Genomic DNA, 20,090 nt, shown 5'->3' with positions numbered 1-20,090 from the left:
CATTCATTCGATTCCGGTCAATCCGCTGTCCGCATGGCGGCACGGGGGCGGTCCGCGGCGTCATATGGCCGGTCGCACCGCCTCGGGCAGCCGGTCCGTGCCGCGCAGCGCGGCCCCTCGCCCGTGGGGTCACGGCTGGTCGCCGCCGTCGTCGCCGACCAGCGCTGTGATGCGCTGCTCCAGACTCCGGCGCAGATGCGTACGCGCGGCCTCACGGGCCCGGTCGGGATCGTGGTCGTGCAGGGCGTTCAGGATCAGGTCGTGCTCGTGCTGCAACGGTTCGATCCCGCCGAAGGGGGACGGCGGTCCGCTGTCGTAGATCCGCAGCCGTGCGGTGAGCTTGACCAGCAGCTCGTTGATGGTCGCGTTGTGCCCCGCCAGCCACAGCAGTTCGTGGAAGCGGAAGCTGGCCGCACGGGCGGCCGCTCCCCCGTCGCTCCCGCCGGCGGCCAGGATCATCTCGTGCTGGCGGCGCAGCCGGGCGAGGTCGAGTCCGGTGGCCCGCAGCGCGGCCGAGGCCGCGGCCTCCGACTCCAGGGCGATGCGCGCCTCGTAGATCTCCACGACGTCCTCGGCCGTGCCCGACCTGACTCGGAAGCCGCGCTGGGCCCGCTCCAGCAGCCCGTCGTGCTCCAGCAGTGCCAGGGCTTCCCGCATCGGCGTCCGGGACACCCCGTAGTCGCTGCTCAGGGCGGTCTCCATGAGGGCCGAGCCGGGCGGGAAGCGACCCTCCAGGACGTCGCGGCGCAGCCGCCAGTACAGCTCCGAGCCGGACGGCACCGCTTCGACGGGCGCGGCCGGTGTCCCGGAGTCGGGTGGGGACGGAGTGCGTCTCGGCATGGCGGTCCTCGGTCGGCCGGTACGGGTCACTCGCCTGACGTGGGACGGTGATGACCTCGACAGAATGGATACGGGCAGGGCCTACCGTACAGGATGCGTATCCATGCGTATACGCTAGTGCCGCCCAGGGTGCCGCTACCGCAGGTGTACGGCGCACGGCCGGCCGATCCGACTGACACCGCCGTTGCGCCCGTCTCCGCCGCTCCACCCCTCCGAGAACTCCCGGACCGATTTCACGAAAGGCGGCCGCATGAGCCAGGGCACGCCCGGTACGCGCCGCGAGGACGTACTGATCGACGTCGACGAACTGACCGGCCTGCTCGCGGCGGGCCACGGCACCGCGCGGGACGCCGGCCCGGCGCACCTGGACCCGTACGGGGCCGACTCGGCGGACGCCGCCTGCCCCGTACTGGTGCTGGACGCGACGGTCGCTCTGGCCCAGCCCGCCCACGACGGCGACTACCGCGCCGCCTCGGGTGCCGCGGCCTGGGCCCGGTCCCATATCCCGGGCTCCCGGCACGTGGATCTGCTGACCCGCTTCACCGACCCGACGGCGCCGTACCACTTCGCCCACCCCCCGCGCCGCGCGGTCCGGTGGGAGCTGGCCTCGCTGGGAGCCACCGAGGAGACCGCCATCGTCCTGTACGACCAGGGTTCGGTGCAGTGGGCCGCCCGCTTGTGGTGGATGCTGCGGGACGCCGGCGTCCCGGCCCGTGTCCTGGACGGCGGCCTGCCCGCATGGACCGCGGCGGGGCTGCCGGTGGCGACGGCACCCGCACCCGCACCGGTGGTGACGGGACCCGCGCCTGTACCCGCACCGGTGGATGCCGTACGCCCGCCCGAAGCCGACCCGTTCCCCCGTGCCGCGGCCGGTGACGCCGCCCGCCCGTCACTCTGGGCCGACAAGGAGGACGTCAGGGCGGTGAGCGAGCGCCGCACGGCAGGCACCCTGGTGTGCGCCCTCAGCGCCGCGCACTTCGAAGGGACCACCCCTACCCGCTACAGCAGGCGCGGCCGTATCCCCGGGAGTGTGAGCCTGCCCGCCCAGGCAGCCCTGAGCCCCGGCGGGCGACTATTGACGGACACTCAACTCAGCGCCTATGCAGACCAGTTGCCCGAAGGGCCCAAGGATCCGGTCGTCCTGTACTGCGGAGGCGGCATATCCGCCGCACTGGGCGCCCTGGCCCTCACTGTGGCAGGCGTCGGAGAACTGGCCGTGTACGACGGCTCGTTGGAGGAGTGGACAGCCGATCCGGGGTGCCCCGTCCACACCGGAACCGCCTGAGAGCGGCACAAGGGCGAGGGCGCCACGCCGCGGTGCACGCGACCGCGCGGCTCGGCCGACGGTACGACAGCACCCCGGAAAGCCCACCGCGAACACACCGCCGACACCCCGCCGACCACCGCGGCGACTTTCGCGTCCGCCGTCGCCGCCCGCGCCCACCCCCTCAACCACCGGCGCACCCCCCCAACCCACTCCCCTCCCCTCCGCAGACGCCGTCGTGCCGACCGTCCTCGGCAGCGGCCGGCCACGGCGCGCGCGTCCGGCTCGCAGACATGCGCCCCCGGCGACACGGCGTTCGTCACCGGGGCAGCCCGCCCGGTGGGCGCCCTGGCGGATCTTCCCTCCCGCCTGCCGAACGTCCAGGTCAGCGGCGTGTGCGGCGATGTGTCAGGTGGCGCAACAGTTCCGCAACACCACCATCCCTCCCGGATGGGTATGGTTCCGGCCATGCCTCCGACCGACCGCATCCGAGACCACGCCGGCCAGGGCGCGACCACCGTCGCCGCCCACCGCGCGCGACGTCGGCTGCGCGCGGACCGGGCGCGCCAGCTCGCCGACTTCCTCCGTCACCAGATCCTCGCCGACGGCCCATGAGTCGACTCTCGCCACCGACTACGACGCCTCCTGCAACACCGTCCGCGAGGCCCTGGACCTGCTGCGCGCCGAGGGCCTCGTGGAACGCCAGCCCGGCGTCGGCACCGTGGTCGTGACGCGCAAGTATCCCCACGGCCTCGACCGCCTGATGGGCCTGGCGGAAACCCTCCACGAGCACGGCCGGGTCACCAACGAGGTCCGCACCATGGGCCCCGCCCCGACCCCCACGCGACCCTGCGCGCCCGCGACCGTCTGAGCAATGGTCCCCGAGTTCCGTGTTCGTCCACAGCTCTCTGGCACGACTGAGAGTGCCTGGACCTGGGCCTGTTACCTCGTTCGGGTGACTGCTGGCCGTTCTGACCCAACCTCGTCCGTAGTGCGCAAACCTCATCCCTGTCGGGATTCCTTCAGTCTGGGTGAAGTCGTGGAGGCGTGGGTTGGCTCTGGCCGTAGTGCGCGATCTGCGTGAGTACCGGGCGCCGGTGAGCGAGGAGGAGCTCGCCGAGTTCGAGACCGATGTGCTGGCGGGGTTCGTACTCGCGCGAGCCTCGGCCGGTCTGGTCGACAGCACGATTCGCAACGACACCAACCATCTGGAGCTGATCCGGGACTGGTTCGGCCGTCCGCTGTGGGAGATGGAGCCGGCCGACGCCGACGTCTACTTCGGCAAGGTGCTCCGCGACGCCAAGCCCTCGACCCGGACCGGTCGGGCGGGCGCGCTGGCGGTGTTCTTCCAGTTCCTTGAGCTGCGGCACAAGGTCGAGCTGCACAATCTCACCGGCCGTGTGGTCGAGTGCCCGCTGGATGAGATGAACCGGCCGCGGGCCTCCGTGGAACCGCAGCTGCGGATCCCGCCCAGCGAAGCGGAGATCGGGGCGCTGTTCGCCGGGTGGCGCGAGGAGCTGGTGACCTGCCGCAAGTTCGGTCCGGCCGCGCGTAATTACGCGGTGGCCCGGCTGGCGGCGGACGTGGGACTGCGGATCAACGAGGCACGGATGCTCGACCTGGACGACGTCCGGTGGGAGCTGGGCCGGTTCGGCAAGCTCAACGTCCGGCGCGGCAAGGGCTCCCGGAGGCGTGGGCCGAAGCCGCGGCTGGTGCCGCTGATCAACGGCGCCGACCGCAACCTGCGGTGGTTCATCGAGGACGTGTGGTTCATCGAGGACGTGTGGGGCCGCTTCGACGCCGACCACACCCGGCCCGGTGCCCCGCTGTTCCCCTCTGAGCGCAAGAACCGGGACGGCTCCTGCTCGCGGGCGACGCCGACGTCTTCCGCCGGTCGCTGGCCGACGCCGCCGCCCAGCACCTGCCCACCTGGGCCGGGAAGCTCACCCCGCACGTGCTGCGGCACTTCTGCGCCTCCCAGCTCTATCTCGCCGGCATGACCTTGTTCGCGATCCAGGAGCTACTCGGACATACCTGGACCGGTACTACGGCCCGGTATATCCACGTCCACGGCACCCATGTCGAAGACGCCTGGGTCGCCGGACAGCAGCGCGCCACCGACCGATGGAAAGGACTGGCCCAGTGAAGTGGAACCTTCGTCTGGCGGCCGCCGACCGCGGCATCTGGAAGGCCAGCGAACTCCAGCGGATGCTCGCCGCACGCGGCGTGGTGATCAGCGCGGGGAAGATGTCGGGCCTGTGGTCCGGCCAGCCGAACACCGTCAAGCTCGACGAGCTGGACGTCATCTGCGCCGTGCTCGGATGCGGAGTCGAGGAACTGCTGCTGCCCGAGCCGGAGCGAGTGCCGGCCCCGGAGCCAGCGGCGGACTCGCAAGCCACCGTGGTGGGCCAGCCCCGCGCCATCGCCCCGCGTCCTCGCACCGGCAGGTCTCTGCCACCGCGATGACCTGCGTGCACTGTGGCAAGCCGCTGCCCGAAGGGTCTCGGCGCGACCGGGCGTACTGTGACAACAAGTGCCGGGGCCTGGGCTCCTACTACCGGCGCAAGGCGGGCGTCCCACCCCCGCCGCGCTGGCAGCACCCCGCCCTCACCTCGGACAACCCTGTGCTGCGGTCGGCCGCAGCACACGCCAGGCAGCTTGGCCAGGCCAATGGATGGTCGCCGTCACTCGTGCGGTGCGCTATGGACGGCCTGACGGTGGTGCTGGGCGAATGCCCGCCCGGCAAGCCCGTGAAGCTCACCGAAGTCCGTGCGCGAATACCGCGACACGCTTCCAGCCTTCGGGTGGCCGAGGTCCTCATCGACCTGGAGCTGTTGGAAGACGACAGCGTGTTGGCGGTCCGTTCCTGGATCGAGAACCGCACCGCCGAGCTGCCCGCCGGCTTCGCCAGCGACGTCCGCGCCTGGCTGCTGGCCCTGCTCGACGGCGACAGCCGTGCCAAGCCCCGGTCCCACACCTGCGTCTACGTCTACTTCGGCGGCGTCCGCCCCCTGCTGGAGAACTGGGCGACGACCCGTGGGCACCTGCGCGAGGTCACCGTCACCGACGTCACGGCCGCGCTGTCACCCCTGCGCGGATGGCAGCGGCGCAACGCCATCGCCGCACTGCGCTCACTGTTCCGCTTCGCCAAGAAGCGCGGCCTGATCTTCGCCAACCCCACCGCCCGCCTGAAAACCGAAGACATCCAGCGCAACTTGCTGCCGATGACCAACGCCGAGGTCCTCGCCGTCCAGCGGGTCGCCGTCACCCCGGCGCAACGGCTGATCGTCGCCCTGGCCGCCGTCCACGCCGCCCGCGCTACGGCCATCCGACGCCTCACCTTGGACGACCTAGACCTGCCCAACCGCCGGATCACCATCGCCGGACACGGCCAACGGCTCGGCGAACTGACCCACCAGACCCACCAGACCCTGCTGGCCTGGCTCGACCAGCGCCGGGCCACCTGGCCAAAGACCCCTAACCGGCACGTCCTGATCAACGCGAAGACAGCCCTGGGAACCGGGCCCGTCAGCCCCGAATACCTTAAACGGCACCTGCTGCACCAAGGCGTTTACCTCGAACGCATCCGCGGCGACCGGGTACTTCACGAGGCACTGACCGTCGGCGCCGACCCACTGCACCTCGCCCTGGTCTTCAACCTGTCCCACACCACCGCGAGCTGCTAAGCGGCCATCGCCCAGAACCTGCTCGACGACCAGACGGGAGTCCACCGAGGTGCGGTCGGAAGGGAGAGCGGGCGCTCTTGACGGCTGCCCGCAAAGAGATGCCCGACCGAACGATGCTGACGGAGCAGACAGGAAAGACCGGCACGACTGCTGTCGAGGAGCTGCCGTTAAACCAGTGGCGTCCCCGTGGACGAACCTCATAGCTTGTGCACTCGTGACTGATGCTCCGAAGATGCGCCCGAATCCACACGACCTCGGCCGGGTGTTCAACGAGGTGCCGGAGCTCTACGACCGAGTCCGGCCGGGATACCCCGACGAGCTGTTCGCGGACCTTGTCGCCGTCACCGGCATGGACGATAAGTCGTCGGTCCTTGAGGTGGGCTGCGGTACCGGTCAGGCGACGCGCTCTCTGGCAGCACTTGGATGCTCAGTGACCGCCATCGAGCCGGGCCTGGAAATGGCTGCACTCGCTCGCCACCGGATCAGCTCCTTCCGTAACGTCGCAGTCGAGACGTCGACGTTCGAGGAGTGGGACGACCGCGGCCGACGCTTCGATGTTCTCGTGGCTGCGCAATCGTGGCACTGGGTCGACCCGTCGATCGGCTGGCAGCGAGCGCACGACGTGCTCTGTCCCGGAGGCTGGATGGCGCTGCTCGGCCACGTCGTTGTCCGCCGGCCGGGAGAGCCGGAGGTGTACGCCGAGACCGCGGATCTCCTTGAGCGGTTCTGCCCCGGGAACCCCGACTGGGGTCATCCACCGCTGGAGGACGACGTGCGCACCACCGACGAGGGCTGGGGCCTGGTCGACGATCCCGGAGGATTGTTCGGCCCAACGATCGTGCGCTGGTGCCCAACCGTTCAGTGGTTCAACGGGGACGGCTTTGCCGATCACCTTCGCTCGTTGTCGCTGTACCGGAGGCTCGACCGCGACGTCCGTGAGCCCCTGCTCGACGCAATCGCCGAGCGCATCCGCACGCGGATGGGCGACCGGGCATCACGCCGTTACCTGAGCGTCCTCCGTGTCGGACAGCGCGCCGAGTGAGCCCAGTGGTGAAGGACCTGCCGAATCAGTGGCAACGGACCCACCGGACTTTCATGCCTGCCTGCCGAAAACGCCGTGGGTTCCCGGTGAAAGCACCTCAGTCACGCTGAACCCACGGCCGACGTGCCGGTAAGAACGCTGTCACCAGCCGCAAACGACGGGCGTCACGTGCGGCGACGTGCGGCGGGGTCGCGTTCCGCGACGTGCCGGGCGACCGCGTCGACGCCTGGACGGGCGTAGCGCTCCAGGGAGCGGACGGAGGCGTGGCGGGAGCGGGCCAGCAGCATCGGGGGGACGTACCGTCCTCGGCATCGTGGGTGAGAGCGCTGTGGCGGAGCCGGTGGAGTGTCCAGCCGTCCACGTCCTCGATGCCCTCGGGTGAGGCGAGGGGGTTGGCCAGGAGACGGGTGTTCTCCTCGAAGATCTCTTCGGCCCGGCGGTAGGAGAGCCGGGCCCGGCCGGTTTCTGGGCACACGTCGAGTGTCGGCGTCCCGGCCGGGGCCTTGCGGTCGGTGAGGAACAGCGGGCCGCGGGTGCGGCGGGCGATGAGCCGGGGCAGGAACTGGGCGGTGCCGGACTGCCAGTGAATCCACTCCGTGGCCCCGCCCTTGGCGGTGATCCTGCCGCGCTTGCCTTGCGGGTAGAAGTCCTCCACGTTCAGGCACAGCACCTCGTCGGCCCGCGCCGCCGACTCATAGAGCATCTTCCACTGCGTCTTCTCCCGCAGGGCGACATCCAGGCGCCACAGGGCGGCGATCTGGTTCTCGGCCAGGGCCTTGGTGCGGTCGGGCGGCGCCGGCCGTCGCTCGCAGGGCGGACAGGGGTACGACCCGGGCGCGCGGCAGCCGGAGCGCGCCCTCACTCACGGACTGGGTCACCGGTTCGATCGTCATGTCAGTCCCGCCCTTCCGGCTCTGCCTCAGTGAATGCGTACACCTCGCCCGGGCGGCCGGAATCGTCGGCCGCAGGTCGCGGTGATCACCGTAGAGGCTCTTCCGCAGTAAGAAGTCGTGCTGGGGCGGTCTCACGGAGACCGCCCCTCGATCGTGCGGCACCGCCGCAGGCGCGGTTGGCGCACAGCCGGGCCGCCATGCCCTCCACGGCCTCCCGGACCTCGAACAGGTCCAGGATCTCGTGCCGGCTCAGCCGCTTGACGAACGTGCCCCGGCGCCGCTCGATGGTGACAAAGCCGGTGCCCTCAAGTTCCTTGAGTGCCTCGCGCACCGGCATCCGGCTCACGCCGAACCGCTGCGTCAACCGGGCCTCGGACAGCTTCTCGCCGTGGGCGATCGCTCCGGAGACGATGTCCTGGCGCAACTGCCGTACGATCGCGTCCTTCATGGAGCCGCGAGCCGCCATCGAGGTTGTCGATGGACAACGGAGCCTGCGACGACGTGGTCGCGCCCGGTGATTCCTGGTGCACCCCGGCGGCACGGCCGCCTGCCTGAGCCCTGGCCATTGGCCTGCGCCCTGCTTCCTCGTCGGACGTCCTCACCACTGAACGACGTCTACCATGCCAGTTTTTTGTCGCGGGTCGACGGGGTCCGAGGAGTAGCGGGGATCACCGCTACGAGGTTCGGTTTCCTGGACTGTTCGCCCGGCCTGGGCCAGGGTGCGCAGGGCTTCGCGGCGTATCCGGGAGCCGCCGTAGGCGGTGGTGGTGTCGGTCGCGTGGATGGCCGGAACGACACCGCGCTAGTCGTAGGCGGTGTCTGCGGTGTGCACGGCGCGGGGGCGGAGGTCATGGCAGGGCGTTGAGGGTGGCCGCTTGCTGCGGGTCGGTGATGGGGCGGCCGGTGGGCGGCAGGCCGGTGGCGATGTCCCGTAGCAGGGTGCGGGTGTAGTCGTGGCGGGGTGCGGTGAACAGGGCGGCAGTGTCGTTGATCTCGACCAGTTCTCCGTCACGGAGCACGGCCGTGCGGTCGGCGAATGTCGCGGCGATGGTGAGGTCGTGGGTGATGAACAGGATGGCGAGATCGCGCTCGTTCTGCAGGCGGCGCAGCAGGCTGAGTATTCCGGCCTGCACGGACACGTCCAGGGCCGAAACGGCCTCGTCGCACACGAGCAGGTCGGGCTGGGCGGCCAGGGCGAGGGCGATGCAGACGCGTTGGCGCTGTCCGCCGGAGAGCTGGGCCGGGTAGCGGGTGGTCAGTGTTTCGGGTAGTCCGACTTCGTGCAGTAGTTCTGCCGCGCGAGTGGCGGCGGTGGCTGGCGGTACGGGGTGGTGGAGCTGTAGGGCACGACGTAGGGCGGTGCCGATGGTGTGACGCGGGTTGAGTGCTGTGTCGGGGTGTTGCAGGACGAGTTGGATGGCTCGGCGCTGGTCGGGGCTGCGGTGGCGGATGTCGGGGGCGAGGGTGCTGTCGGTCAGGTGGAGGTGGCCGTGTTGATGGGGGTGGAGTCCGGCGATGGTGCGGGCGAGTGTGGATTTGCCGCTGCCGGACTCGCCGACGAGGGCGAGGGTTTCTCCGGTGCGGATGTGGAAGGTGACATCGCGCAGCCCGGCCGGTGGCTGGTTGCCGGTCCCCCGGTGGGCCCGTTTGCGCTGTGGGCGGGCGGCGAAGGTTGCGCTGAGTGCATCGACGGCGAGCAGGTCGGGACGCGCCTGGGGGGCGGCGGGTGGGCGTGGCGGCCGAACGGTTGCGACGGGGGGACGGCGGTCCGGCCGCGGGTCGCCGGGGTGGTGGCAACGCACGGTCCAGCCGGGCCGGTTGACGGTGGTGGGCACCGGCTGGAGGCTGCATGGGGTGGTGGCGTGTGCACAGCGGTCGGCGAAGCCGCAGGTGACGTCCTCGGTGCGCAGGTGGGGTGGCGCACCGGGAATGCCGGTCGGCGGCGAGGTGGCGTCGAGTCGGGGTCGCGCGTCGAGCAGGGCGCGGGTGTAGGGGTGCGTGGGGTTGGTGAGGAGGTCGTCCGTCGGGCCGTGTTCGGCGATCGCCCCGGCGTACATGATGGCCGTGTGGGTGGCCAGCCGGGCGAGCACATCCAGGTCGTGGCTGACGCAGACGACGGTGAGCCGGTGGCTGTCGCGCAGCTCGGTGAGAAGGTCGATGAGATGGGTGCGGGTGCTTGCGTCGAGCCCGGTGGTGGGCTCGTCGAGTACGACGAGTTCGGGTCGGCGGGCCAGTGCGAGGGCGATGGCGACGCGCTGCCGTTGCCCGCCGGATAGCTGATGCGGGTAGCGGCGTGCGATCAGCTGGGGGTTGGGCAGGCGTACCTGCTCCAGCACTTCGGCGGCGCGCTCGCGGGCCGATCGCCGGCTGAACGTGTTGTCGATGGTGAGTGTTTCGACCAGTTGCCCGCCCACGGTCATGGTCGGGGTGAGGGAACCGGCGGAGTTCTGCGGGACGTAACTGGCGCGGTGCCCCCAGACGATGCGGCGTTGCCGTTCTGTCTGACCGAAGAGGTCCACTCCGCGGTAACGCACGCTCCCGTGCCACCGCGCCGCGGTGGCACGGAGCGCTCCGAGCATCGCCAACGCAAGGGTGCTTTTGCCGCAGCCGCTCTCGCCGGCGATACCGAGACTGGTTCCGGCGGCGAGGTCCAGGTCGACGTGGTTGACGGCGACGGTGAGGTCGCGGTCGCGCCGGCCGAAGGCGATGGTGAGGTCGCGGACCTCCAGCAGCGGGTCGGTGGTCATGGCTGCCTCCGGGTGCGGTCGGTGCCGAGGGCCTTCGCGGTGCCGTCGGCGGCGATATGGAGCGCGAGGATCAGGGAGGTCAGGGCGGCAAGCGGCAGGATGGTCGCCCACGGTATCTGGGTGATGGTGGTGTGGTTGTCGGCGATCATGAGCCCCCAGTCGGCGGTCGGGGGTTGCGCGCCGACGCCGAGGAACGACAGCGAGGTGGTGATCAGGATCGCGAAGGACATGCGCATCGGCAGTTCGACGAGTACGACATCGAGGAGGTTCGGCCCGACCTCACGGAGCAGGATGCTGCGGCGCTTCTCGCCGCGGGCTCGGGCGGCAAGGACGAAGTCCTGCGTGATGAGGTCAAGCACCGCGGCGCGTACGACGCGCACGCAGGGAACGCCGTAGACGAAGGCGATACCGAGCAGCAGAACGGGGGCGCGGGAGCCGAAACCGGCGACGATGATCAGCATCATCAAAGAGGACGGGATCGGCATGACGCCGTCGACCACGCGCGTGACCGTCTCGTCGAACCAGCCGCCGAGGTAGCCGGCGATACTGCCGACGACGGTGGCCGCGCCTACGCCGATCACGGCGGCGCAGGGGCCGACGATCAGGGCGAGTCGTCCTCCGTACAGGGTTCGCGACAGCACATCGCGGCCGAGTTGGTCGGTACCGAACCAGTGTGCCGAGCTGGGGCCGGTGTACGGGATGCCGGCCAACGCGACCGGACTGTCGGGCGCCAGCTGTGGCGCCAGCACGGCAACCAGCACGTGCGCGCCGATGACGGTCAGCGCCAGGGTGAGCAGCGGCCGGCGGCCGAAGGCCCGGCGCAGCCGATGCAGGATCGGGAGGACGGGGGCAGGGGCGGGGGTGATGGGTTCATACATGGGCGGTTCGCAGCCGGGGGTTGAGGGCGAGGGAGAGTAGGTCGGCGGCCAGGTTGATCGCGATCCAGGCGGCGGCACCGGCCAGCGCGAGAGCCTGGACGAGGGGCAGGTCGTGGTCGGTGACCGCAGAGATCAGCAGCGACCCGACGCCCGGGTAGTTGAACAGCGTCTCGACGACCACCACTCCGCCGACCAGCGAACCGAGGGTGAGAGCGGCGGCGTGGACGGCGGGCAGGAGCGCCGACGGCAGCAGATGGTGCAGCCACAGACGCCTGCGGGGCAGACCGCGCAACCGGGCGGCCTGTACGAAGTCGTGGTCGAGGCAGTTGATGACCGCGGAGCGGACCGTACGGGTCAGATAGCCGGCGTAGGCGATGGTGAGGGTGGTCGCCGGCAGCCACACCGAGTTCAGCAGGTCGGGCAGCGGTGCGTTGGCCGGAACCGTGGTGACGGCTGGCAGCACCGGCCACGCCAGCGCGAACAGCAGGATCAGGACTGTGCCCACCACGAACTCGGGAACGATGAGGCCCACCAGCGTGCCGGTGGAGATCAGCAGATCGCTGATGCGGTTGCGGCGAAGCCCGGCGAGGAGACCGAGCCCGACCGCCAGGGGGATTTCGATGAGGGCGGTGACTGCGGCCAGTAGGAGGCTGTTGCGCAGCCGGTCGCCGATCACCGAGCCGACGGGAGCGTGGTGGGTCACCGACTCACCGAGATCGCCGTGGATCAGTCCGTCGAGCCAGGACAGGAACTGGTCGGTGGCCGACCGGTCCAGGTGCAGCGTGTGGCGCAGCATCGCTACCTGGTCCGGCGTCGCCTCCCGGCCCAGGAGCGCGGTGGCGGCGTCGCCCGGGATCACCTGGGTGAGCGCGAAGATCAGCGCCGAGACCAGCAGCAGGCTCAGCACCGCGCCGGCCAGCCGACGTAGGAGAAGGGGAAGGATCATCGTCCGGCTATCCCTCGACGGCCAGGGTGAAGAAGTCGGGCCGGCCATCGGCACGGCCGGGGAAGTTACGGAGTTTGGCGTTGCCGACGCGGATGATGTTCGGCTGGATCGGGATGATCGATCCGCTCTGGTCGATGATGAGCTGCTGCGCCCGGTGGTAGTGGCGGGTCCGCGCTGTCATGTCGGTGGTGGAGGCGGCCCGGATGACGGCCTTGTCGAAGGCAGGTGACGTCCAGTGTGCTTCGTTCCGGCTGGACGTCGACAGGAAGGCTTCGTTCAGGAGCTGCGGCGTGGGGCGGGGACCCCAGTAGTCTGCGTAGAAGAGCCCTTTGTCGAGGTACTTGGCGAAGTAGGTGGCCGGCTCGTGTTGTTTGAGCGTGACGCGGATTCCGGCTGCGGCGGCCTGCTGCTGGAAGGTCTGGGTCAGCGGCGAGAACCCCGGGTCGACCGTCGAGGTGTCGAGTTCGATGCTGAGCCCGTCGGGGTGGCCGGCGGCGGCGAGCAACTGCTTGGCTTTCGCGATATCGGGCTTCGGCGTGGGCTGGGTCAGCCGGTAGGGGTCGGTGTGCCCCACCGGGTTGTTGCCGACCACTTTGCCGTGGCCTTGGACGATCTGGGTCAGCATCTGGCCTTCGTCCACGACCGCTTTGAATGCCTGTCGCACCCGTACGTCGGTGAACGGCGCGGTGTCGCACCGCATGGCCAGGCTGTACCAGTAGCCGGAAGGCACTTCCCAGGTGGTGAGCCCGCTCGTGGCCTTGATCCGCGCCGCATCGGCCACCGAGACCAACTCCGAGTAGATCAGGTCCACTTGTCCGGCGAGCAGTGCGTTGGTGCGTGCCGAAGCGTCAGGGATCTGGATCACATCCAGGCCGTCCAGCTGTGGCCGCCCTCGCCAGTAGTGCGGGTTGGCACGCAGGCTGACCCGGCCGCCGTCGGCGTTGAAGGAGGTGAGAATGAACGGACCGGTCCCCACTCCCTTGTTGCCGATGGCGGCTCCGCTGCCGCGGGGCACGATCGCGAGCTGGTAGGCGTACAGCATGGTCGGCCAGTCGGCCTGGGGCTGCTTGAGTGTGAAGACGACGGTCTGCGGGTCGGGCGCCGTGATGCCGCCGGGGTCGAGGAAGGGCGAGAGGACGCCGAGTTCTCCGGAGCCGGTGGCCGGATCGAGGGTGCGGCGGAAGGTGTAGACGACATCGGCCGAGGTGAACGGCTGCCCGTTGTGGAAGGTGACCCCTCGGCGCAGGGTGAAGGTCCACCGGTCGGCGCTCTCGTTGGACGACCACTTCACGGCCAGATCGGGCTGGGGCTCGCCGCGCATGCCTTGCTGGACGAGGTACCCGTAGAGGGCGCCGAGCGCTTCGTAGACCCGGCTGGGGCTGGCCGGGTCGAGGCTGATGGTGCCAGCCGTGCCGCCGAAAGCGATACGGACCCGGCCGCCGACGTGGGTGCTGTGCACCGGCCTGCCACTGGACGACGGGGCGGAGGAGCTGGTGGGGGAACCGCAGGCTGTCAGCGCGGCGGAGCCGGCGAGGCCGGAACCGAGTTGGAGGAAGCGTCGGCGCGGCAGACCGTGAGGCCAAGCGGGCCGAAAACGCGGTGTGGTCATGGACGTCTCATTTCGATGGGGAGAGGGGTGATCCGGTATCAAGCGGGATGATCGGGGCCAACCGTCAGGGGTGGGGCGTGGTGAAGGGGGCGTGGCTGAGGCGTGGCTGAGGTGGAGCAGCTGGGGTGGAGTGGCGCTGGAACAGCGCAGTTCACGGCGGCGAGCCCTCGGGACCGCCGGAGGTGTCTGCCCCGGCCCCCTGGCCAGCACATGGCTGCCAGGCTCATCGGTGCTGCGCCTGGCCGGTTCTGTGATCAAGCGTGAGTACAACGCTCAGCGGGGAGAACGCCGCTGAGATGACCTCGGTCCTGGGCAGACCGATGCCAATCAGAGGACTGGCGATCAGAGGACTGGCGAGGGCAGGGCAGCAGCAGAGGCACAGGCAACTGCACTGGCACCGGACCGACCGCATGTAACGCTCGGCCGGATACCAGGGGTGATCTGCGGCCCCGCGTGGCCTGCCGGCCCTTGTGCGGGATGCGGCAAATCACGCCGGTGACGAGCGGGCAACGTTTCCTCCTCGGCCGTGTGTGCATCGCCAGGTGTTCGACGCGGCCAGGTTTCGACCGCACGATTGCCTTCATGCGACGGGAAAGCGACGCGATGAGAAACCCTCCTCGTCCGTCTCAGCGCGATGGCTGCCGCATCTGTGCGAACCGTCCTCCGGTACGAGCGGGCGCCGTTTGCGACACATATGCCGATCACGGACACGTACCCCTTCCAGTGCGGCCGGGCAGGGGTGCTGCGGGAACTACTCAAAACCAGCCGAAACCACCGCGCGCACCGGCACCGCCCGGGGCGACCGCACCGGCGCCCGGAGACACGTACGGCAAGAACACCGCGGCGGCAGCTGTTTCCCCAGCCCGCTGTAACGCCGGCTCCGCATCGGCCGCGCCCTGTTCACGGTCACCGCGGAAGGCGCACATGCCGGGGATGGCCGCCGTCGGGTCGACGAACTGAACGGTTCGCCTTTCTCCCCCGCCGCGCCCTGTCCCCGGGAAGCGGCGACAGCCGCTACGCCGCCCCCACCACCGCAGGCACCGGCGCGCCACCCGCCGACCCGAGCGGGACCGACAACCGATCAGCCGCGCACGACAGGGAACATGACCCGTTAACCGGGCGGACACGACCGGGCCACCCAGCCTCCCTAGCGTCCCCGACACGCGAGGGTCGAAGCAGGCTGCCGAACCCGGCCGCTCACAGAGACCTGCGGGCTTTCCGCACCCTGTGCCACCGCAAGACCCTGGCCTGGCGGGGTCGTTCGCCCGGTCAGGCGGTGAGCACCTCGCAGACCACCCGCTCGGCCTGCCGATCAGCAACCAGTGCTCGTCCGGGCCGGGGACTTTCTCCCGGACGCCGTGGTCCGGCTCAGTACTGTCGCGGACAAGACCCTTGGTTGGAGGTCCCGAAATGGTGAGCACGCTCCTCATGGTCGTCGACGGACTACGGGCGACCGATGTGACGAAGATGCCGTTCGTCGCGGAACTCGCTCGCTGCGGTGTGTCGTACCAACATGCGCGATCGGTCGCCCCCTCACTGACACTCCCCGCTGCGGCGTCCCTCGCGACAGGAGCGGCTCCCAGCGCGGCGGGCATAGCGGCCAATCGCTTCTGGACCTGTGGACATCCCATTGACACCACCCGCCTCGACGACCTGGATCTGCTGCGGTCGGTGCGCGGAGACCGGCTGCTTCCCGTGCCGACTCTCGGGGAGCACCTCGCGGACCACGGGCGCAAACTCGTCGCCGTCGGCACAGGATCCAACGGGTGTACGCTGATGCTCAATCCGGGCGCGGTCGACGGGCACGGGGCGGTCATCGGCGCCTATCCGTTCCGTGATGACGCCTTCTACGCGCGGCCCGAAAGTGTACGGAGCCGACTCGCCGGCAGCACTCCACACACGGCGGGTGGCCCTTTCCCCGAACTGGACTGGGCAGCCGACCTCATCGTCGATTACGTCATACCGGAACTCATGCCCGACCTGACGGTCTTGTGGTCGGGCGAACTGGATCACACGCAACATGACAACGGAGTCGACTGCCCAGCCGGAGACGGTGCCCTCCTGGAGATCGACCGCCGGCTGCGCCGACTGGTCGACCGGGTCCGTGAGAAGGCACCGCAGACCGATGTCATCGTGACCGCCGACCACGGTTTCTCGAACGCGACCCACACCGTTGACGTCGCCGAGATGACATCACTGATTCCGCCGCAGCTGTCCAACGGCATCCAGCTCGTCGACAACAATGGCGGGCTGCTGGTGTACGCGCGCGAGCGGCTCCGAGCCGCAGAAGTCGATGCGGTGCTCGACGCCGTCATGTCAGCCGAGTGGTCCGGGCCGACATTCGCCGAGGACAGCAGTGTCCCGGGTGTCCTTTCGCTGGCCGACCTCCGTTCCGCGCCGAGGGCCGACGACGGCCTGCTGGCCTATGTGTCGCTCACATACCGTGATCGACTCGGTGACCTGCGCGTCGGGCACAGCGCCCAGGGCGGCGGCGCGGAACTCGCGGGCGGACATGGCGCAACCTCATCCGCCGACATGCACATACCGCTCGTTCTGAATGGTCCGAGCTTCCGGACCGCCCATGAATCCCCGCTTCCCGCCGATCTGCTGGACATTCCCGCAACGATCTGCCGACTCATGGGTCTGCCGATTCCGCCGTCGATGTCGGGACGGGTACTAAGCGAAGCAAGCCCGCGTGGTTCCGACGACGGATCCGAGCTGCCGAAGGACCGGAGGGTCGTCGCGGAGCGCACCCCTGCGGACGTGACGACGGCAGACTTTCAAGAATACGCCGGGCGGCAGTACCTCCTCTCGGCCGAGAGGCACCGAACCTGACACAGGAGGCGGACCAAGCCCGCCTGTCAGAATCGCCCGATCTCCGGGCTACCGGACCGGCCGCCCGCTCGCTGCCGCTGGAGCGCGGCCGGAAAGGCAGACAAGTGATCCCGTTGTTCACCTGCGCGCAGGGAACCGATGGCATCCGCGCAGTTGTACGGACAACGACAGCCTGAAGGGTCAACGGCGTGGCCGACAAGAGCAGGTACACACAGATGGCCGAGGTACTCGCGGCCGAGATCGCCGACCAGCCGGCCAACGCCCGCATCTCCGGCGAGCACGAGATCGCCGCACGCTTCGGCGTCGGCCGTGCCACGGCCCGCGCCGCCCTCCATGAGCTGGAGCGCCGCCTGCTGGTACGCCGGGTCCGTGGCGTCGGCACGTTCGTCAACCGCCCCATCGACTATGTGCTGTCGCGGCGCCGACCCCCCTCGGGGCAGCAGACCGTGCTGGACGCGGGCGGCGTGCCCCGCAAGGTGGTGCGGGACGTCCGCCGCGTCGGGCTCGACGCGGCGGTCGCCGACCGGCTGGAGCGCAGCGAAGGCAGCCCCGCCCACCGGCTCACCCGGCAGACCTATGTCAACGGTCTGGTCAGCAGCTGGACCCAGGAGTGGATTCCGGTGGACCTGCTGCCCGAACTCGACTCGGCGGTGCGCGCCGTGGAGTCTGTCGATGCGATCCTGCGGCAGATGTGCGGTGTCGTACCGGTACGCGACTGGTGCCGGGTCAGCAGTGTGCTGCCCCCGACGGAGGTGGCCACCGAACTGGATGCCGAGCACAACCGGCCGGTCTGGTTGGTGGAGAGTCTGAGCCGGGACTCCCACACCGGAACTGCCTTGATGTGCAGCAGTGCCTGGTTCCGCCCCGACGGCGCCCGCATCGTCGTCGAACTCGACGGCGCCCGTGGCTGACCGCCCCCGGGCCGACACGAGGCCCCCATCGCCGGGCCGTGTCGGGCCACGACCGCGGGACCGCGAGCGCAGGCAGAGCTTCGTGCCCGCGGCGGTCTCGGGCGACCCCGGACCATGCAGGACGGCTGCGGCCAGCAGGCCGTCGATCAGGGTGACCCGGCCTTCGGCCTTGAGCACCGGGTTGTCCAGGGTGGCGCCAGTTCGGGCCTTGCCTGCGGCGAGAGCGAACATCGCTGGGGCGGTGATCGCGGTCCAGCCGATGCCCGGGGCGGAGTGGTGCGGGTGATAGCCGGTGGCGTTGAGATCACGGCTCCTCGCCACCTTCGGAACGCCCTCACGGTCGGGAACGCGGTGACCGTGGCGGCTGCCGCGTGGGGGCTGCTCGACGCTGTGCGCCTGTTCGCTGTTGCTCGTGCCGAATGCCACGGCGTTGACGTCTGGCGCCGGGTGGGCCGCGACTTCTACCGGTGGTGTGGTGGGTGTGGTGCCGGCGGGATGGCATCAGCGCAGGCCGTCTGTGCCGTCGTGCTCTTCGCCGACCGGGAGCCGCCGACGGTCGCCCCGAGGCTGCTATGTCTTGTCAAGGCCGCTTGAGGGAGCTCTTCCGCATTCGGTTGGCTCCGTCGTTCGAGGATCTTGAAGATCTGGCGGCAGATGTTGCGCTTGTGGCACCGCTGTGCGTCGCGGGAGCTCTTCCCCTCGCTGACGCGGCGGGCGACGTACGTCTTCGTGGCGGGGTCCAGCCGCGTCCTGATCAGGGTGATTGTGTGCATCGCTCGGTTCAGTCGGCGGTCTCCTCCCCTGCTGAGCCGGTGCTTGTCGGTCAGTCCGGAGGAGGCCGGGACCGGGGCGACACCGGCGAAGGACGCGAAGGCGGCCTCGGAACGGAACCGGCCCGAGTGTGACCAGCTGACCAGGATCTGAGCCGCTGTGTGCCTGCAGGTGCCGGACGCGCTGGGCTGTGGACCGCAGGGCACGGATGGTCATGCGGTGCTCGGTGGACCATGCGGGACGGTCGCGGAGGCCGGCACAGCGGGTGACCTGTTGTGCTCGGCTCAGGCGACGCAGTTCGGTGCGCAGGTCGTCCGGTGCGGAGATGATCAAAGCCTTGAGCCGGTTGATGGCCGCAGTGGAGGCATGCACGGCGCCCTGTCGCGTGGCCGGCAGCACACGCATGGCCTCGCGTTCCCCCCGTTTGCGGGGCTGGATGACGTGCTCGGTGGCCAGAGCTTCGCGGGCTGCACGGATGGCGTCGAGCATGTCCGTCTTGCGTCCTCCGCGGACCGGCGGGCGCTTGGGGCGGCAGACCTCGACGACGCGTTCACCAACGTCCTCAAGAAAGGCAGCGAGGCCGGCGCCGAAGCTGCCGGTTCCTTCTAGCGCCCAACAGCGGCGGCCAGGCACGTGCGAGCGGGCGAAGTCGAGAAGGCGCTGGTAGCCGCGACCGTGGGCCGATGCGTCAATGGTCTCCAAGACGGCGCCGATGGTGCTGACGACTGCTGCCGCAAGGATGTCGCGGTGAGTATCGACGCCGATGACGCCGTCGACATGTTCTGCGAGCATGGTCACGCGGTTGTTCTACTCCGGGCGGACGGGCCGTGGATGGCGTCGGCCTGGGTGGAGTCACCACGTGGCGGAACTGTGATGAGTCACGCCACGAGGCGGCGGACAAGCTGCTGATCAAGCCAACGGGTGGGCCAGGCCGGCGCCCGCGTCCGGCAGACATCTCGGGGGCACGGCAGCCCTGATGGGGCGCCAGTTATGTTGCGAGTCATGCCGGATCACGAGCGCCGAGCCTGGCAGCAACCCATCCCGGGCCGCAGAAGAACTCTCACAGTTATGTTTTCCGCGGTCCTGCAAGAGGACCGCTGGCCTCCGGGCCCGGCATGACTGTTCCCCCCTGTCGAAAGCATGACCTGGGGGGTGGTCCTAGGTTGTTGATGGGTCGGATGGGCTACGCAAAGGCGACTCCCGCCGCCGGGGTTTTCCTGCGGCCGAACCGGTCCGCGCAGACGCCTCCGGTGAAGAGGAAAGCCGCGAAGGTGATCAGATACGAGTCCAGGGACCACTGGAGCTCGGCGTTCGTCGCATCCAGGCTTCGCTGGATCAGGTCGGATTGTCAGGTACATGCCCATTATCCACGGTGATGACGAGCAGAGCCAGAACCGCCCGGCGGTGCCCGCTGCTCGATTCGATCCCGCCATGGCGCCCCATCTGGTGAAACAGGACGGCGTCATAGTGAAGGGTCTCGGTCGCAACGACTGCAGCGAGTCAAGCGCGGGGTGAGGTGGTTGCGCACCAAGATCATGCAGCCAATCGCTCCACGTATACAGTCGGTTGGTCACGGGTTGGCACAGGCAGGCGGCTCGCGGAGTGCTCAGAGCGGCGGTCTGATCCGCCGGGCGGCCGCCACCGTTACCTCCTGGGGGTGTAAGCGCT

16 protein-coding genes and 2 pseudogenes are annotated in these 20,090 nt (G+C 69.7%); 9 read left to right on the top strand and 9 right to left on the bottom strand.

Translation table 11 applies throughout. From position 1 onward, the window contains the following. Positions 1 to 129: 129 nt before the first annotated feature. Positions 130 to 840, bottom strand: coding sequence for a GntR family transcriptional regulator (locus AC27LF_RS44525; RefSeq protein ID WP_479664917.1), 711 nt, complete (start codon positions 838 to 840; stop codon positions 130 to 132). A 250-nt stretch (positions 841 to 1,090) separates the two neighbouring features. Between AC27LF_RS44525 and AC27LF_RS44520 the strand changes: the two genes are divergently transcribed. The 7 genes and pseudogenes from AC27LF_RS44520 (at position 1,091) to AC27LF_RS44490 (ending at position 6,832) form a co-directional block, all read left to right on the top strand. Then, positions 1,091 to 2,125: a sulfurtransferase gene (locus AC27LF_RS44520; RefSeq protein ID WP_479664918.1), complete on the top strand. Its 1,035-nt coding sequence runs from the start codon at positions 1,091 to 1,093 to the stop codon at positions 2,123 to 2,125. A gap of 447 nt (positions 2,126 to 2,572) precedes the next feature. Beyond that, positions 2,573 to 2,945, top strand: a pseudogene (locus AC27LF_RS44515) (GntR family transcriptional regulator); the annotation flags it as partial. Between the two features lie 211 nt (positions 2,946 to 3,156). Then, positions 3,157 to 4,104, top strand: a complete 948-nt coding sequence (locus AC27LF_RS44510; protein WP_479664919.1) for a site-specific integrase — start codon at positions 3,157 to 3,159, stop codon at positions 4,102 to 4,104. Beyond that, a complete protein-coding gene (locus AC27LF_RS44505; protein ID WP_479664920.1) occupies positions 4,101 to 4,250 on the top strand; it encodes a hypothetical protein in 150 nt (49 codons plus the stop codon). The genes AC27LF_RS44510 and AC27LF_RS44505 overlap by 4 nt, the downstream gene beginning before the upstream one ends. Next, positions 4,247 to 4,570, top strand: a complete 324-nt coding sequence (locus AC27LF_RS44500; RefSeq protein ID WP_479664921.1) for a helix-turn-helix domain-containing protein — start codon at positions 4,247 to 4,249, stop codon at positions 4,568 to 4,570. Before AC27LF_RS44505 ends, AC27LF_RS44500 begins: the two co-directional genes overlap by 4 nt. Positions 4,571 to 4,806: 236 nt before the next feature. After that, a complete protein-coding gene (locus AC27LF_RS44495; RefSeq protein ID WP_479664922.1) occupies positions 4,807 to 5,790 on the top strand; it encodes a hypothetical protein in 984 nt (327 codons plus the stop codon). Positions 5,791 to 6,004: 214 nt separating this feature from the next. Next, the gene (locus AC27LF_RS44490) at positions 6,005 to 6,832 is read left to right on the top strand and encodes a class I SAM-dependent methyltransferase (protein ID WP_479664923.1); all 828 of its coding nucleotides are present in this window, start codon (positions 6,005 to 6,007) and stop codon (positions 6,830 to 6,832) included. A 97-nt stretch (positions 6,833 to 6,929) separates the two neighbouring features. Here the strand turns inward: AC27LF_RS44490 and AC27LF_RS44485 are convergent, their stop codons facing one another. The 6 genes from AC27LF_RS44485 to AC27LF_RS44460 all read right to left on the bottom strand — a co-directional run bounded on the left by AC27LF_RS44485 (position 6,930) and on the right by AC27LF_RS44460 (position 13,905). Further along, positions 6,930 to 7,694: a site-specific integrase gene (locus AC27LF_RS44485; RefSeq protein ID WP_479664924.1), complete on the bottom strand. Its 765-nt coding sequence runs from the start codon at positions 7,692 to 7,694 to the stop codon at positions 6,930 to 6,932. Positions 7,695 to 7,810: 116 nt separating this feature from the next. After that, positions 7,811 to 8,173, bottom strand: coding sequence for a GntR family transcriptional regulator (locus AC27LF_RS44480; protein ID WP_479664925.1), 363 nt, complete (start codon positions 8,171 to 8,173; stop codon positions 7,811 to 7,813). 400 nt (positions 8,174 to 8,573) lie between these two features. Beyond that, on the bottom strand, positions 8,574 to 10,472 hold the full coding sequence (locus tag AC27LF_RS44475) for a dipeptide ABC transporter ATP-binding protein (protein ID WP_479664926.1): 1,899 nt from the start codon (positions 10,470 to 10,472) through the stop codon (positions 8,574 to 8,576). Beyond that, positions 10,469 to 11,350 (bottom strand): ABC transporter permease, encoded by an 882-nt coding sequence (locus tag AC27LF_RS44470; protein ID WP_479664927.1) that lies wholly within the window; start codon positions 11,348 to 11,350, stop codon positions 10,469 to 10,471. The genes AC27LF_RS44475 and AC27LF_RS44470 overlap by 4 nt, the downstream gene beginning before the upstream one ends. After that, positions 11,343 to 12,296 (bottom strand): ABC transporter permease, encoded by a 954-nt coding sequence (locus AC27LF_RS44465; protein WP_479664928.1) that lies wholly within the window; start codon positions 12,294 to 12,296, stop codon positions 11,343 to 11,345. The genes AC27LF_RS44470 and AC27LF_RS44465 overlap by 8 nt, the downstream gene beginning before the upstream one ends. Positions 12,297 to 12,303: 7 nt before the next feature. Beyond that, positions 12,304 to 13,905 carry an ABC transporter substrate-binding protein gene (locus AC27LF_RS44460; RefSeq protein ID WP_479664929.1) on the bottom strand — a complete coding sequence of 534 codons (1,602 nt, stop codon included), beginning with the start codon at positions 13,903 to 13,905 and terminating at the stop codon, positions 12,304 to 12,306. Between the two features lie 1,410 nt (positions 13,906 to 15,315). Between AC27LF_RS44460 and AC27LF_RS44455 the strand changes: the two genes are divergently transcribed. Beyond that, positions 15,316 to 16,740 (top strand): alkaline phosphatase family protein, encoded by a 1,425-nt coding sequence (locus AC27LF_RS44455; RefSeq protein WP_479664930.1) that lies wholly within the window; start codon positions 15,316 to 15,318, stop codon positions 16,738 to 16,740. A 188-nt stretch (positions 16,741 to 16,928) separates the two neighbouring features. Then, positions 16,929 to 17,651: a GntR family transcriptional regulator gene (locus AC27LF_RS44450; protein ID WP_479664931.1), complete on the top strand. Its 723-nt coding sequence runs from the start codon at positions 16,929 to 16,931 to the stop codon at positions 17,649 to 17,651. A gap of 461 nt (positions 17,652 to 18,112) precedes the next feature. Here the strand turns inward: AC27LF_RS44450 and AC27LF_RS44445 are convergent, their stop codons facing one another. Then, positions 18,113 to 18,628 (bottom strand): transposase, encoded by a 516-nt coding sequence (locus tag AC27LF_RS44445; protein WP_479664932.1) that lies wholly within the window; start codon positions 18,626 to 18,628, stop codon positions 18,113 to 18,115. A 184-nt stretch (positions 18,629 to 18,812) separates the two neighbouring features. Further along, positions 18,813 to 19,214 (bottom strand): annotated as a pseudogene (locus tag AC27LF_RS44440) (IS110 family transposase); the annotation flags it as partial. Positions 19,215 to 20,090 lie beyond the last annotated feature (876 nt).

The sequence above is a fragment of the Streptomyces diversicolor genome, assembly GCF_057537855.1.
The sequence above is the reverse complement of the archived record's forward strand: the minus strand, read 5'-3'. Positions and strand labels throughout refer to the sequence as shown.